Here is a 14,267-nt window from a genome sequence, read left to right as displayed (position 1 = left end):
GGAGGGCCGCAGGGCCCAGTGTATCCTCGGGCAGGTGCGACGACGGCTGGGTGCGTCCTCGCCAGCGACGCTACGGGGTCGGTGGGCTGCAACGGCCAGGCTCAGCGCATCGACCGAGGGGCCTCGGCGGCCGCGACCGTGGAGGACCACGACGGGCGCGCTCCCGCCCGTGGACAACGAAACGTACAACGCTGGTCGACATCGTGCTCCCGGACCTGTGTGCCCAGGCCTCGGCGGCGCCCGCTTTCGGCTGCCTGGGCGCGCCTCGAGCTGCCTCCACCTCAGCGTCTGGCCTCGCGCTGCCAAGTCGTTGTAGAACACGCCCCCACCTCGGCCGTCTCACCGACCGTGACCTGCGGCCGTGAGCCGCCGCGGGTGCGGCAAGCGTCCCAAGGTCGCGGCCTCACCCGCACAACCCTGAAGGAGCCTCGTATGCGCTTGCACGTCCTCGTCCCCGCGGCCCTGCTCGGCCTCGCGCCCCTCGCCTGCGGTGGCAGCGACCCGGAGCCGAACAACCCGTCGCAGATGCAGAACCAGTACGGGGCGTCAACCCAGTACCCGCCCGGACAGTACCCGCCTGGACAGTACGGTCAGCCTGCCCAGCCGGGCCAGTACGGTCAACCTGCCCAGCCGGGCCAGTACCCGCCGCCTGCCACCACGACGCCCGCCCCGACGCAGACCCCGACAGCGACGGGCACGAGCACCGGCCAGGCGACCCCGATCGCGCCCGCTGCGGTGAGCGCGGCGACCCCGGTGCTCACCGCCCTGGCGGCCTCCGAGGTCCAGGGCATGCAGCCGGAAGGCGGCGCGTTTGCCGGGCAGTTCCAGGACGGCCAGACGCTCGAGCAGCCGTTCAATATCCAGCCGGGCAAGTGTTACTCCGTGATCGGCGTGGGCCTCGGCGTCCAGGAGCTCAACCTGCAGATCGTCGCCCAGCCCGCGCCGATGCTCCCGCCCGTGGTGCTCTCCCAGGACAACACCACCGGACCGAACGCCACGCTCGGCGGCAAGGGCTCTTGCTTCAAGAACCCGCTCCCCGTAGGCGGCCCTGCGAAGGCCATCATGAGCGTCAAGGGCAGCGGCCTCGCCGTCGCCCAGATCTACGTGAAGTAGTCGCGTCCCCGCGATCCGGCGCCGCCTGCGTCACATGGCGCGGCGGCGCCGCCGTTGGCGGCGCTTCGCCGCAGCGCTGTCAGCGCCTCGCCGCACCGGCGCCAGCGCCTCGCGGCGTCGCCCGCTGTTCCGCCACGCAGCGTTGCACTCCCTCGCGGCGCGGAGCGAGAGCTCGCCCCCTGTTGAACCCGCTCGCCTCGCGTGCTGCTCGGCGGCTTCGGTGGCAATGACCGCCGCTCCCCTGGAGGGCCTCCGTGTGCTCGGCCCTCCGCTGTTCGCCGGGGAAGATGCAAGGTACACTCCAAGCGTGCGCTTGCCTTGGAAGCACTCGGCTCTCCGGATTGCCATGGTTGGACTGGCATCCTGCTCGCTTCGTCTGGCCGACGGAACGGCGGAGGGTCCCGATGTCCCGACGGATACCCCTCGACCCACCGTCGTGGCGTTCGAGGAGCGGGGGACGCTGCAGCTCGTCCCGGGGGAGCTGCGCACGGTCTGGATCAGGGCCCAGCCGCCAGCGCCCTACGAGGTGAGCTTCACCCTCCTCGGCGAAGCGGCGGGCGCATGGGTCGACCGAACGACGACCGTCGCGGACGAAAACGGCAGGGCTTCGGTCCAGCTGCACGCGTCGACCCTTGGAAGCACGTTTCGACTCCGCGCCGCAACGAAGGATGGGACGTCCGCAGAGCTCGGTGTTTCGGTGAGCGCGGAGGGCTTCGGCACGCTCCGCGTCATCCCGGCTTACGAGGGAAGGCGCGTCGCGAAGGACTGGACGGCGAGCGTCGTCGCGGAGGCCACCTGCGAGGAGATCGCCGCCGCTGCGCCCGAGGCGCCCGTGGGCGCGCTCGTAGCGCACGGCGGTCCAGACGAGCCGGTGGTCGTCGAGGGCGCGCCTGTGGGACCGAGCCTCAGCGTCGCTCTCCACAGCGGTCGAATCATGTGGGGTTGCGTGGGCGAACGAGAGCTTCAGGCCGGCTCCGCGCGCGACGTGTGGGTCCCGATCAAGGATCTTCCCATCGATCTGGCGGCGACGCGCCTCGACGCGAAGCTGACCCTCGTGACGGCGGAAGGGCTGAACGCGATGCTCGAAGCTGCGACCGAGCAGCTGCTCGACGCATTTTTGCCTGCCGGCGAGGAATCCGAGCTCCTGCTCGACGCCATGCAGCGCGCGGCACCACCGGACCAGGCGCCCGCGTTCGCCGCGCAGCGGCTCGAGCACGACTGGGACGCCGCGACCCAGGCGCACCTCGCCGCGCAGCCGATCCCTCTGCGCAACAGGTGTCGTGGATGGGCTCACGCCGGGCTCGCGGGTACGCCGCTCGCGCTCGACGGCCAGCTGAGCGGCGTGGACAACATGAAGGGACGCGCTCTCTTCGAGGCGACGTGGCTCGGCAGCGTGACCGCTGACAGCGCGGGCGTTCCACCGGCACATTTCATGTCGTGGACCGCGGATCCCGGCGACGTGCTCCGGCTTGCGGGGACGCTGACCTGGGTACCAAGCCGGTACATCGGCGGGGTGACCGGGCTCGGGGTCGCAGCGGAGTCGGCTGCGGAGTCCGTCCCTGCGGCGCTCGCCGCTGCGGCGGAGTGCCCGACGCTCGGCGAGCTGCTCGGCGGCTACCCCGGCTGCACCGGCGACTGCATGGCGACGCTGTGCGCTGGCGGGATCAAGCTCCTCTGGCGCGCTGGTCTGGAGGCATCCGAGACAGCCGGGATGATCGGCGAGATCGTCGTGAACGCTTCGGGCCCTGCGCAGATCAACAGCACCGCGGCGCCGATCGCATGGACCGCAGACTGGCTCGGAACCATTCGGTACGGGGAGGGCGAGCAGGTGAGCGTCGAGGGACAGGTAAACGCCGTCTCCCCGGACACCATCGCCAACTAGTCCCGCCAGCGAGCAGCCGGGCAAGGAATGGCGGAATTTCTGCGCCGCTTCGCGGTTCCTCCGCGCGGGCAGCCCTGCCTTGGTTGCCTCGGGGCCCCGCCCCGATCGCGAGCGCCCGCTTCGCGGAACCAGCGGATCATCTGGCAGCGTCCTTCGGTCCGCAGCGCAACCGCCACCTCCGGCCCGTCGCTCGCTCGGTCGCAGCGAGCGGGATCGCGCTGGCGCCAACGTCGTTCTGCTTCTCGGGTGCCTTCGAGAAGGCGCCCTGCAGCCTCACCGCCATCGCCTCGACGCACGCGCTGCCGGGGTCCAGGCGAAGCCGGAACTCGGCGTTATCGACGGAAGAATAGCTGCCGCCGAGATCGAAGCTCGGCATGCCCTCCAGGCTGGTGTCGAGGAGCCAGCCATCCTGACCCGGATAACAACGCTCGAGCCGTGGTTCCACGAGGTCCTTGCGGCCGAGCGGCACCGCCTCGCCCAGCGCGCCGGTGTCGCGGTCGATCGGGAGCACGTGCCAGGAGCCGGCGCGCACGCCAGGGTCGGGCGCTGCCGAGATCAGCAGACCGATACCGCCGCCGAGCGCACGCCGGACCAAGCGCGGCGGCTCCACGCCGTAGCTCGTGCGACCGGGCCGATAGTACGTCGCCAACTGCCGCGCGATCCCGAGGTCGGCGCGCCACAGCGCCACGACCTCGTACGAGCCGCCGGGCGTCACGAAGAACCACGTCTCGCCGAGCCGCACCGCGCCGTTCGGAAACGGCCGGAGGAAATTGCCGGCACGGCCGGCGCTGTCGCGTAACGGAAGGATCGGCAGCCCTTCCGAGACCGCGAACAGGCTGCATCCGGCGCCCCGACACACGTGGGTCAACGCGGCCCGTCCGCCAGGATCGAGGTACGCGCCCCAGGACGCAGCCCCCTGGTTCACCACCCCGAGCGCCTCGGCGGCCGAAGCCTCATCCGACCAGGGCGAGGCGCTCACACCGCTGGAACGCACCCCGCCCTCCGGGTCGAAGCGATCGTCGAACCGGAGCAGCCAGCGCCCGGCGCGCGCCCAATCCGCGCCCCGCTTGCCCCATGCGTAGGCGCGCATCGTCACGATGTCGTACGGAGCCCCGTTGTCGAGGCCGATCTCGTCCGCCCCGAGCTTCGGCGGCGGGCTGTTGCGGAAAGGAGCCCACGGCGACGTCGCGATCTCCTTCGACGGCGTGCGCGCGATCGACGACGCCGGGCGCGCGCCTTCGGCGCGCACGGAAGGCGCGGCGGACGGCTTGTCCTGCAGCGGCGGCGTCGTCGAGCCGAGCGCCTCGCAGCGCATCGCGATCGGGCTCCCCGCGCGGAGCGGCATCTGGAGCGCCGACGGGGGCTTCGCCTCGGCGAGATCGTCCGGCAGCGCCGTCTTGCCCCACCCGACCCGGATCCAGCCCCTGAAGACGCAGCCGACAGGCCCACACGCGCGCGTCCTCGACGCCGCAGTGTCGTCGTCTCGCTCCGGCAGGTCGATCGAGCGCCACGTCATGCCGCCGTCCGTCGACTCGGCAGCGCGCTCGCCTTCTCCGAGAGATAGAGCGAACCGCCCGGACAGCAGCGCGCCCGTGCCGTCCTGGCGCGGCGCGCCCGCGGTCACCTTCCCGCTCTTCACGTCGATCCGAACGCCGAGGATGGGCCCGCCAGCCTCTACCCAGCCGCCGATGACGCCGGGCTCACGCTCCTCGAACCCCTCGATCCACATGCCGCGCTGCAGATCGCGCGCGGTGCTGCGGGGCTTGTTCGGAAGGACCAGCGGGATCGTGGTCACGTCGCTCCCCTTGAGCAGCGTGAGCTGCCCCGATGCGTCGAGGCGGGGCGGCGAGACGACGGCGACTCGGCCATCCGACAGCGCGACGACGCGCTCGATCCCGACGTCTCGCACGGGTGCGCGGACGTGGATCTCGCGGGTGCGCCCGTCGGCGGCGACGACGCAGTAGGCACGCCCGTCATGCACCTCGCCGTCGTCACTGCAGGCCCCGCGGATCACCAGCGCGCCGTTGCCGCTCGAGACCACGAGACGGGGCCCGTCGAAGCGCATCAGCCGGCGCATGCCGAGCGGCGGCTGGAAAGCGTAGAGCGTCGTCGGCCCCTCGCGCTCGCCGCACACGAACCCGAACGACGCGCCCGTGCGGATCGCGTGGCAGGTCGCCTCTCGCTCCGGATAGGCGTCGGGCGCGATGTCGACGACCGCCCCGTCGCGCAGCGAGACGCGCGCCAGGGCGCCGCCGCGAGCCACCACCGCGGTCGTGCTCGAGTCGGGCCACCCGTCCTCGACCGCGGCACGAAGCGGGCGTCTTCCGAGAGGCCCCTGGGCGCGCGCCGGCGGCTCCTGCACGTCGTCGCTAGCCTCCAGGGTGCGGTATGTCACGCCGCCGCGCGCATCGACCGCGTAGAACCCGTTCGCGGTCATCACGGCGGGGTCGCCGCCGACGACGCCGACGGAGGTCGGCCGCGCGTCGATCTCGACCTCACGCCACGTGGCCCCTGCGTCGAACGTGACGAGCAGGCCGCGCAGATCGGCCTCGACAACGGCGCGCCAGCCGTCGGCGAACGCGAGCTGGCCGTAAGCGCTCGCCGGTGGGAGCGGGCCGAGCGGCATCGCCGCGCCCGTCTGCGCGTCGATCGCGAGCAGCCGATGGTTGTGCGAGAGCCGGGCATAGAGGCGATCGAACCCCGGGATGATCTCGTTCGCCTCCGACGACAGCTGGACGAGCGGATCGAGCGGGGCGAGCCACGCCTCGGCCCGCCAGAGCTGCGCGCTGCCGCGGTTCGAAGCGTAGAACAGGTAACCGCCCCCGAGGCGCGTCGGGAGCTTGAGCGAGGTGACCTGGCCCGACGGCAACAGGTCGGCGGCGCGCTCGAGCGATCCATCGTCGTGCGCGATGACGCGCATGCGATCGATGAGCACCCGCTTGGCCCCCGCCTCGCTGGCCACCACGCCGCGCTCGCCGACGAGATCCGGGAGCAGCATCGACGGCGTGACCATGGTCACGAGCGCCCCTTGCGATGATCGCCCGCCGGGAGCCGGACGCGACGCGTGCCCTGCGCCGCCGCGATCGCTCGGCGCCGGTCCTCCGGATGGCGTCATCGCCGCCCCTCCACCGCACCCCGCGACGCTCGCGCAGAAGAGCAGCGTCATCGCGGAGCGCCGCGCCGCGCGCGGCCTCCACCGAGGAATCGGCGGGTGCAGCCGCCCGTCGGGCTCGCTCATCACGGACGATGCTAGCGCGGCCGCCCGTGCGCCGCACCGTCCTTGCTGGCGCTCAGGCGAGAGGTGCAGCAACGGATCGCGTCGTGCGCGGCTTCAGCGGCCAGCTCGCGCCGTTCGCGCATCGCAAGGCCAGCGCCAGCGCAGCGACCACGCGCTCGACGCTGGCGAGGTCGATCTTGGTTCACCGCTCGGACGACGGCCGCCGCGCGCTCACTTGCCCTTTGCAGAGCACTGCATCGCGCACATCAGATCGCCGACCGCGCACCCGCAGCCGCCGCGCTTGGCGGGGGCCGGAGCGGCCGCCGCCGGAGCGGCTGCAGCAGGCGCCTGCTTGCCTGCGGTGCTGCCACCGGTGCTCGGGCGCGACGGCCTCGCAGCCGGGCGCGCCCCCGCCGCCGTCGGCGTGGCGCTCGGTGCCGCGCTCGCGACCGGCTCGGCCGTCGCGGTCGCTGACGCCGTCGCCGACGCGGTCGGCGCCGCCGTCGGCTCGGGCTCGGGGGGCGCCGTCGTCGCCGGCGCCGCCGCAGTGGGCGGCGTGGTCTCGGCTGCGGTGGACACCGGCGTGGTGCCGCCGCCCTTCATCAGGAAGAAGACGCCAGCGATCGCGATGCCCGCGATCGCGATGCCAGCGCCGATGATCAGGGGAGCGCGGTTCTTGGAAGGAGCCTCCCCGGCGGTCGGCGGCGCGACGGACGGCGCTCGCGCCGTGGTCACGATCGGCGCGCTGAGCTGAAACAGGCCGCCATCGTTGGCGACGATGCTCGCGACCGGCGACGGCGCTCGAACACCAGCTCCCGATGCGAGGGCCTTCAGATCGATGAGGCCGGAGTCGTCCGAGGCGCTGACGGCCGCCCGCGCAGGGGCAGGCGCGGCCTTCGCCGTGAGCGCGCTCAGCGAGAACAGCATCGAGTTCTCGTCGCGCTGGCCAGGGGCGGCGCCGCTCTTGAAGAGCGGAGCGCTCGTCGCTACGTCGTCGGAGCTGGGCCGGTGCGCCTCGGCCACCGGGCTCCCGCCGAAGAGGTCCTGCGTCGGACGCGCTGGATCGCGGCGCACCGCCGCTGCCCGGGGAGCGGCCGCCGCGACCGACTCGACCCCCGGGGAGGTCTGCCCGAGGGCCGCGCCCCCGCTGGGCGCCGACGTCGATTGCACCGACGCAGGCTCCTGCGCGGCCACGGAGGCAGGAGCACCGCCTGCATGGAGGGCCGACACGATCGTGTCGATCTGGCCGAGCGGCTGCCAGTCGGCCATCCCGTCCGCCCAGACGTACGTCTCGGCGTTGATCACCCCCGACTGGTAGCTCGCGACGATCTCGGCCAGCGCCATCGAGCGCTGATCGCCGTCCGCTACGTTGACCAGGTACGTCGTCCCGTCGTTCGGAACGCTCGTGCCTGACACCGGATCGGCGAGCCCGCCGTTCGTCGTCACGCCCGAGCTGTTCACCAGGATCGTGGCGCCGCATTTGCGGCACTTGATCTTGACGGTTCTGCCTTGGACCTTCTCGTCCGAGACGGTGTATTTCGACTGACAGGACTGGCAGGTGATCTTCATTGGGGGCTGGCCCGCAGGGGTGTAGTGCCGGCGAGGCGTCGCGTAGAGTTTACCTTGATCCCGCGCCGGTGGCCCGCTCTCTGACGTGCCAGTTGCGCGTCTGATCTCGCAGCTCCGCTTTACGATAGCCGAGGTCGTCGTCCCTTCGTAAAGCACAAAGGGACGGACCGCCGATGGGACCGCTGTCGGGGTGCGGCGCAGCAGCGCGCAGGTCGGGTCCCGGAGTGCGACCAGCCGCCTCTCCGCGCGGCTCAGCCGCTCATCCCCACTGGGAGGCGGCTCACACTCCTCCCACGCGCGATTGCTGCCGTACTGCGATCGTGCGGTACGGCGGTGCAGCGCAGCGGGCTCGCGGCGCGGCGAGGGCTCGCGGCGCGGTGCGGCGAGGATGCTCCGTCAGGCGTCGCCGCGCGCGGAACCGAGCTCCTCCAGGACGGGCTCGTCCGTGACGACCGGCACATCGTCGACCGGGTCTTGCGGCTCGGCGCTCTCGCTGTGCCCCTGGGCCTCGTGGCTCCCCACGTGCTCGCCGTACGCCTGCAGCTTCGAGTACAGGCCGCGGCGGCTGATCCCGAGCACGCGGGCCGCGCGCTGTTTGTTGCCGCGCACCGCCTCGAGGGTCAGCAGGATGAGCTTGCGCTCCGCGTCCGCGAGGCGCGTGCCGACCGGAAGGCGCAGCACGAGCGGGTGCTCCGCCGCCTCGCCGGCGTCCCGCGACGGCTCGGCGTCGTGCGCGCCCCCCTCCCCCGACGGCCTCCGCGGCAGCGAGGCAGGGCCGATGGAGGACGGCGCGGGCTGCGCGACGACGTGCGACGGCACGGGCTCGGAAGGGACCGCCAGATCGGAGGAATGGACGATCGGCACCGAGAGCGGCTCGGCCGGCTCGGGAGGAACGACCGGCGCCGTCACCCTCGTCGACGGGATGCTGTCGTAGGAACGCCGGGCCGAGCGCCGCTCGATCCGGCCCTGGCCGAGCTGGACGTCGTTGGCCGAGACCAGCTCGTTCGACGCGAAGAGCGCCGTCTGCTCGATGACGTTGCGCAGCTCGCGGACGTTGCCCGGCCAGTCGTGCTCGGCCAGCCGCTCGACGGCGGCGTCCGAGAGGCGGCGCGCCGGGGTGCCGTAGCGCTTGGCGAACTTGAGCAGGAAGCGCTCGGCGATGGGCAGGATGTCCTCCCTGCGCTCGCGCAGCGGGGGCAGCGTGACCGTGAACACGTTGAGCCGGTAGTAGAGGTCCTCGCGGAAGACGCAGTCGTCGACGAGGTCGAGCAGATCCTTGTTCGTGGCGGCGACGACGCGGACGTCGGCCTCGATCTCCTTGCGGCCGCCGACGCGCGTGAACCGGTACGTCTCGAGCACGCGGAGGAGGCTGACCTGAACGGCCGCGTCCATCGTGCCCACCTCGTCGAGGAAGACGGTGCCGCCCGCCGCCGCCTCGAATTTGCCCTCCGCGGCCGCGAACGCGCCGGTGAACGAGCCCTTCTCGTGGCCGAAGAGCTCGCTGCCGATGAGCTCGCGCGGGATCGCTCCCGTGTGGACCGGCACGAACGGGCCCGCGCGGCGGCGGCTCCGGTTGTGGATGGCGCGCGCGACGAGCTCCTTGCCCGTGCCGCTCTCGCCGACGATCAGCACGGGGGCCATCGTCGCGGCGACGCGCTCGATGCGGGTGAAGACCTCCCGCATCCGTGGCGAGCCGCCGATCATCCCCTCGAACACGAGCTGCCCATGGAGGGGATCGTCGTCGTCGAACTCGGTCGGCGGCGACGAGAGGAGCTCGCGGACGAGCAGCACGAGGCGCGCCGGATCGAGCGGCTTCTGGAGGTAGTCGGCCGCTCCCAGCTTGAGCGCGTCGACGGCGCTCGTGATCGACGCCGCGCCGGTGACCATGACCACGTGGGGCGGCGGCGCCTTCGGCTCAGGCCCCTCGAGCTCGCCGGGCGAGAGCCGGCGCATGAGATCGACCCCCGTCATGCCGGGCAGGTTGAGGTCCGTGACGAGCACGTCAGCCGGCGTCCGCTGGTGGATCTCGAGCGCTTGCTCGCCGCTCGACGCGACGACCACGTCGAGCCCTTCGTGGCGTAGCACCGCCTCGAGGATGGCCGCCTGATCGGGCTCGTCCTCGACGAGGAGCACCCGGCCGTGATGGCTGTGGCCCCGATGCGGCGAGCGCGCTTGTCCGCGCGGAATTGCAGCTGAAACTGCGTTCGGTCCCAAAGCTTCCCTCCCAGCTCGGCGGACGGACGGCTCGGCCCCGTGCGATATGAAACGTGCCGTTAAACTTGTACCTCGCGGGGGCCTCGCATCAACTCGGGAGTTGCCTCCTTCTCGGGTGCAAAGCCCCCTTCACATACCGTCCGCGACATGCCGTGTCTGCCCGACGGATGCGGCGCCCCGACCCGCTGACTCCTGTGGTGACACGCCGCCGCGCGCATCACCAGCGCTCGATGATGCCGCATGCGATGCGATCGGCCAGCGCCATGCACGTAAGCATCGGATTCACGGCGGGACTTCCAGGAAAGATGCTCGTGTCGACGACGTAAACGTTCTCCAGATCGTGGCAGCGCCCCTCCTCATTGACCACCCCGTCCCGCGGGCGCCGCGACATCCGCGCCGTGCCGAAGGCGTGGTTCGCCGCGGTGATCGTGTCGCGTCCGTCGAGCCGCTTGCTCTTCAAGATCTCGGCTTCTTTCGGCGATGTCAGCTCGTCGGGGACGCCGTGCAGCCCGGGCAGGATCGACACGGCCCCCGCCGCCCAGCAGATGTCGGACAAGATGCCGAGACCGCGCTGAATCTTCTCGACGTCACGCGGCGCGTAATCGAAACGCACATCCGGATCCCAGCTGCCGCGCTTCGGACGTACCGTCCCGCGTGACTGCTCGGCCGCAATGATGACGTCGAACGGCGCCATCCGGTTGTAGGTCCGGAGGTGACGCTGGTAATCGTGCCCGAAGCCGGGGAATCGAGCGGCGAGCACGGCGGGAGGCGACCAGAGGACCTCCAGCTTGATGCCTTGCTCGATGAAGTGGAGCGAATGGTATCCCTGGGTCGCGCCCTCCCACGGGTCGATGGGCTCGGGGAACACCGCCATGATGGCGAGCCCCGGGTGGAGCTGAAGCTCGTTGCCCACGTAGCCGCTCGAGCCGGCGGCGCCGCTGCGGAGCAGGATCAGCGGCGTCGCCATGCAGCCGGCCGCGAGCACGACGAGCTCGGCCCGGATCTCGACGGGCGCCCCCTCGCGCCACGTGAAAGGCTCGATGGTGCGCCCGCGCATCCCGGCGGCCCGCCTGCCGGAGAGGAGAAGGTGCTCGGCGCGCACGCTGGTGAAGACGCGCGCGCCCGCCCGGATCGCGGCCGGGATGTACGAGATGTCGGTCGACACCTTCGCGCGGTTGCGACACCCCGTGAAGCACTCCCCCGAGCCGCGACAGCCGCGCACGTTGCGATGGGTCGGCTCGCTCGACAGCCCCAGCACATCGCAGCCGCGCTTGAAGCGCAGGTTGCGCTCGCCCTGCACCTCCATCGGCGTGGGGCAGACGCCGAGCAGACGCTCGACGCGCTCGTAGTGGGGCAACAGCGCGTCCAGGGTGAGCGAAGCCGTGCCGGTCCGCTCTGCCCACTTGTCGAACACCCAGGCGGGCGACCGCGCGCAGATGGCCGAGTTGACGACCGAGCCGCCCCCGAGCGCGATCGCCTGCATGGTCGGGATGAGCATGCGCCCGCGGGCGGCCCGCATCCCGCCCTCGCGCAGCGTGCGCGAGAGCGACTCGCCCGCCTCCTGGCGGAAATCCTCCACCCCGAACGGCGGCCCCTCCTCGACGAGGATCACGTCGCGCCCGGCCTCGGCGAGCTCCTTGGCGACGACCGACCCGCCCGGCCCCGAGCCGACGACGAGCACCTCGCACGACGCCCGCACCTCGCCGCCGTAGTCGGCGAACACCTTCACCTGGGACCGCGGCTCGCTGGGCGCGAGCGGCTCGACCGCGGCCCTCGATCGGAGCGTGGCCTCGGAGAGCGAGCGCGGCTCGCGGTGATCTCGGCTCACGGCGCGAGGCGGCTCCGGGAGGACGGGGAGCTTCATGCCGTCACCCCCGGCGCGAGCGACGGAGGCTCTGCGGCGGGGGGCTCTCCCGCCGCTCTCGCGACGGCGCGGCGCTCGAAAGGCGTCGCGCAGCAGGCGACGCCGATCGCGCCGGCGACCTTCTCGTTCGCGAGGTAGCCCATCGAGAGCATCGTCCGCAGCGAGAGGAACGTGACCCGCCGCAGGTAGATGCAGCTCTGCGCCATCGACGCGAGCACCGCGATGCGATCGGCCTGCGGGAGGCGCGTGAAGCTGGCGCGGCGCGGCCCGAACACCCAGGGCGAGAGCTCGACGAAGTGGAACAGCAGCCTCATGTACGGCCGTAGAGGCCGAGGCGTGCGCGCGACGTAGCGGTCCATGTACTCGACAAGCCCGGCCTCCGTGCCGGAGACCGGGATAGGACCCCCGGCGGGGAACAGGGCGTCCGCGCAGGCAGCCACGATCGCCCGCTCCTTCACGGACAGCGCGCAGGAGGGCGGCCCGGAGGCCGGCGCCCTGCGCCCGAGGAAGACGGCAGCGAGGGCGAGCGCCGCGAGGGCGACGACGAGACCGATCACGGGCAGGTGCGCAACGAGCTCGCTCATCTCTCGACTCCTTCCTTGTCAGCACGGGAAGCCATCGCCGTGGCTGCCTCGACAGCGTAGTCCTACAGCCAGAGTGCGCAATTTCGTTCGCACTGCGTCGGGGTGTTCACACACCATCCTGTCCCGTTTTACGCAGCTCGACGTTGTGGCCGTGACAATCGCGGTATGGTCCGCGCCCGATGAGCGACGAGCCCGCGACCGCAGCGGACAGGACGGAGGATGTGGGAGACGGCGCGTGCATCGAAGGCGAGGAGCCGACGAGATCGGAGCGCCGGACGTCGGCGGCGCGCGATCTTCGAGCGTGGCTCGACGGAGCGCCCCTCTCCGCCTCGCTCGAGCTCACGCTCGGGCTGCTCGCGCCGATGCTGGTCACGCTCGCGGCCGCGCTCCGCGTCGCGAGCTTCACGATCGACGACGCGTACATCTCGTTCCGGTATGCGGAGAACCTCGCGAACGGAAACGGGCTCGTTTACAACGTGGGCGAGCGCGTCGAGGGCTACACGAACTTCCTCTGGACGGTGCTCCTCGCCGCGGCGGTGAAGCTCGGCGTAGCGCCGGCGACGGCGTCGAAGGTGCTCGGCGCCGCCTGCGCCGCGGGCGCGCTCGTCCCGACCTACCTCCTCTCCCGGCGCCTGCGTCCGTTCTCGAACGTGCCCTGCCTCGCGACGTGGCTGCTGGCGACGAGCGTCCTCTTCTCCGGCTACGCGGTGTTCGGGCTGGAGACGCCGCTGTTCCTCCTGCTCACGCTCTCGGGGACCGAGCTCTTCTTCCGCGAAGAGGACGCCGCCAGCGACGACGGCGGCGCTCGCCCCGCGCTCGCCTTCCCCTGGTCCGGCGCGGTGTTCGCGCTCGCCGCGCTCACCCGCCCGGAGGCGCCGCTGTTCCTCGGGCTGCTCGTCGTCTGGCACTCGGAGCAGGCGCTCTCGCGCCGGAGCGCGCTGCGCCTTGTCGCGTTCGCGCTCCCCGTCGCCGCGCACCTCGTGTGGCGGCACGGCTACTACGGCGCGTGGCTCCCGAACACGCTCGCCGCGAAGACGGGCGACTTCGCGCAGCAGATCCAGGGCGGTGGCGACTACGTCCGCAAGTACGCGCAGCACGCCGGCGCCTTCCTGTGGCTCGGGCTCCTCTCGGTCGCCTCGTCCCTCGTCCACCGGCGCCGGAGCGGCCTCGCCGTTGCGTCGATCGCGCTGCTCTTCGGCGTGTACGTCGTCGCGGTGGGCGGCGACTGGATGCCGTACTTCCGGTTCCTCGCGCCCGCGGAGCCGTTCGCGTTCCTGCTCGCCGACGACGCGGTCCGCGCCATCGCCGCGCGCCGCGAGCGCGTGGCGTCGCTCGCGATCGCCGCCTTCGGCGCGATCACGATCGCGACCCGCGCCGGCGAGCTCGCGCGGGCCCAGCGGAACCTCCTCGTCAACGACAAGGGCTTCTGGGACGACGCGGCAGGGCGCGCGGCCGACTGGCTGGTCGAGAACGCGGAGCCTGGTCCCGTCGCGCTCGCCGACATCGGCTACGTCGGTTACCGCACGGGCTTCCCGGTCGTGGACATGCTCGGGCTGCTCAGCCCTGAGGTCTCCCGCCTGCCGGGCGCGTACACGCACAAGGTCGGGGCCGGCTACACCGACGCGCTCTTCGCCAAGAACCCGCGTTACTTCGTACTCATCGCCGCGGGGATCGACTGCAAGAGCCCGACGGTGCCCTCCTCGCGCGCGTCGTACGACGATCCCAGGTTCACGAAGGACTACAGGCTCCGCGAGGTCATCGCCCTCCCGAAGGGCGGCGCCTGGTGCATCTACGGGAAGACGTCGTATCCCTGACGAGCGCTCG

General features: G+C 72.0%; 8 protein-coding genes. 3 read left to right on the top strand and 5 right to left on the bottom strand.

All coding sequences use genetic code 11. The annotated features are described in order from the left end of the window. Positions 1 to 432: 432 nt before the first annotated feature. Both WME90_RS15510 and WME90_RS15505 read left to right on the top strand, forming a co-directional pair. Positions 433 to 1,113: a hypothetical protein gene (locus WME90_RS15510; protein ID WP_437281891.1), complete on the top strand. Its 681-nt coding sequence runs from the start codon at positions 433 to 435 to the stop codon at positions 1,111 to 1,113. A gap of 436 nt (positions 1,114 to 1,549) precedes the next feature. Continuing rightward, complete coding sequence (locus tag WME90_RS15505) at positions 1,550 to 2,995, top strand: hypothetical protein (protein WP_437281890.1); 1,446 nt, start codon at positions 1,550 to 1,552, stop codon at positions 2,993 to 2,995. A 136-nt stretch (positions 2,996 to 3,131) separates the two neighbouring features. Here the strand turns inward: WME90_RS15505 and WME90_RS15500 are convergent, their stop codons facing one another. From WME90_RS15500 to WME90_RS15480, 5 genes are all read right to left on the bottom strand, one after another. Further along, a complete protein-coding gene (locus WME90_RS15500) occupies positions 3,132 to 6,233 on the bottom strand; it encodes a hypothetical protein (RefSeq protein ID WP_437281889.1) in 3,102 nt (1,033 codons plus the stop codon). Positions 6,234 to 6,443: 210 nt separating this feature from the next. Beyond that, positions 6,444 to 7,781, bottom strand: coding sequence for a zinc-ribbon domain-containing protein (locus WME90_RS15495; protein WP_437281888.1), 1,338 nt, complete (start codon positions 7,779 to 7,781; stop codon positions 6,444 to 6,446). Between the two features lie 396 nt (positions 7,782 to 8,177). Continuing rightward, complete coding sequence (locus WME90_RS15490) at positions 8,178 to 9,914, bottom strand: sigma 54-interacting transcriptional regulator (protein ID WP_437281887.1); 1,737 nt, start codon at positions 9,912 to 9,914, stop codon at positions 8,178 to 8,180. 298 nt (positions 9,915 to 10,212) lie between these two features. After that, on the bottom strand, positions 10,213 to 11,859 hold the full coding sequence (locus WME90_RS15485) for a GMC family oxidoreductase N-terminal domain-containing protein (protein ID WP_437281886.1): 1,647 nt from the start codon (positions 11,857 to 11,859) through the stop codon (positions 10,213 to 10,215). Continuing rightward, positions 11,856 to 12,443, bottom strand: coding sequence for a gluconate 2-dehydrogenase subunit 3 family protein (locus WME90_RS15480; protein WP_437281885.1), 588 nt, complete (start codon positions 12,441 to 12,443; stop codon positions 11,856 to 11,858). The genes WME90_RS15485 and WME90_RS15480 overlap by 4 nt, the downstream gene beginning before the upstream one ends. Before the next feature lie 179 nt (positions 12,444 to 12,622). On the opposite strand from WME90_RS15480, the gene WME90_RS15475 reads away from it, so the two are divergent. Next, a complete protein-coding gene (locus WME90_RS15475; protein ID WP_437281884.1) occupies positions 12,623 to 14,257 on the top strand; it encodes a hypothetical protein in 1,635 nt (544 codons plus the stop codon). Positions 14,258 to 14,267: the final 10 nt, after the last annotated feature.

This window comes from Sorangium sp. So ce375 (assembly GCF_051473855.1).
Lineage (GTDB): Bacteria > Myxococcota_A > Polyangia > Polyangiales > Polyangiaceae > Sorangium.
The sequence above is the reverse complement of the archived record's forward strand: the minus strand, read 5'-3'. Positions and strand labels throughout refer to the sequence as shown.

Coding starts and splice junctions, on each gene's coding strand:
- WME90_RS15485 (WP_437281886.1), bottom strand. CDS start 11,859: ATGAAGCTCCCCGTCCTCCCGGAGCCGCCTCGCGCCGTGAGCCGAGAT.
- WME90_RS15495 (WP_437281888.1), bottom strand. CDS start 7,781: ATGAAGATCACCTGCCAGTCCTGTCAGTCGAAATACACCGTCTCGGAC.
- WME90_RS15475 (WP_437281884.1), top strand. CDS start 12,623: ATGAGCGACGAGCCCGCGACCGCAGCGGACAGGACGGAGGATGTGGGA.
- WME90_RS15500 (WP_437281889.1), bottom strand. CDS start 6,233: ATGAGCGAGCCCGACGGGCGGCTGCACCCGCCGATTCCTCGGTGGAGG.
- WME90_RS15480 (WP_437281885.1), bottom strand. CDS start 12,443: ATGAGCGAGCTCGTTGCGCACCTGCCCGTGATCGGTCTCGTCGTCGCC.
- WME90_RS15510 (WP_437281891.1), top strand. CDS start 433: ATGCGCTTGCACGTCCTCGTCCCCGCGGCCCTGCTCGGCCTCGCGCCC.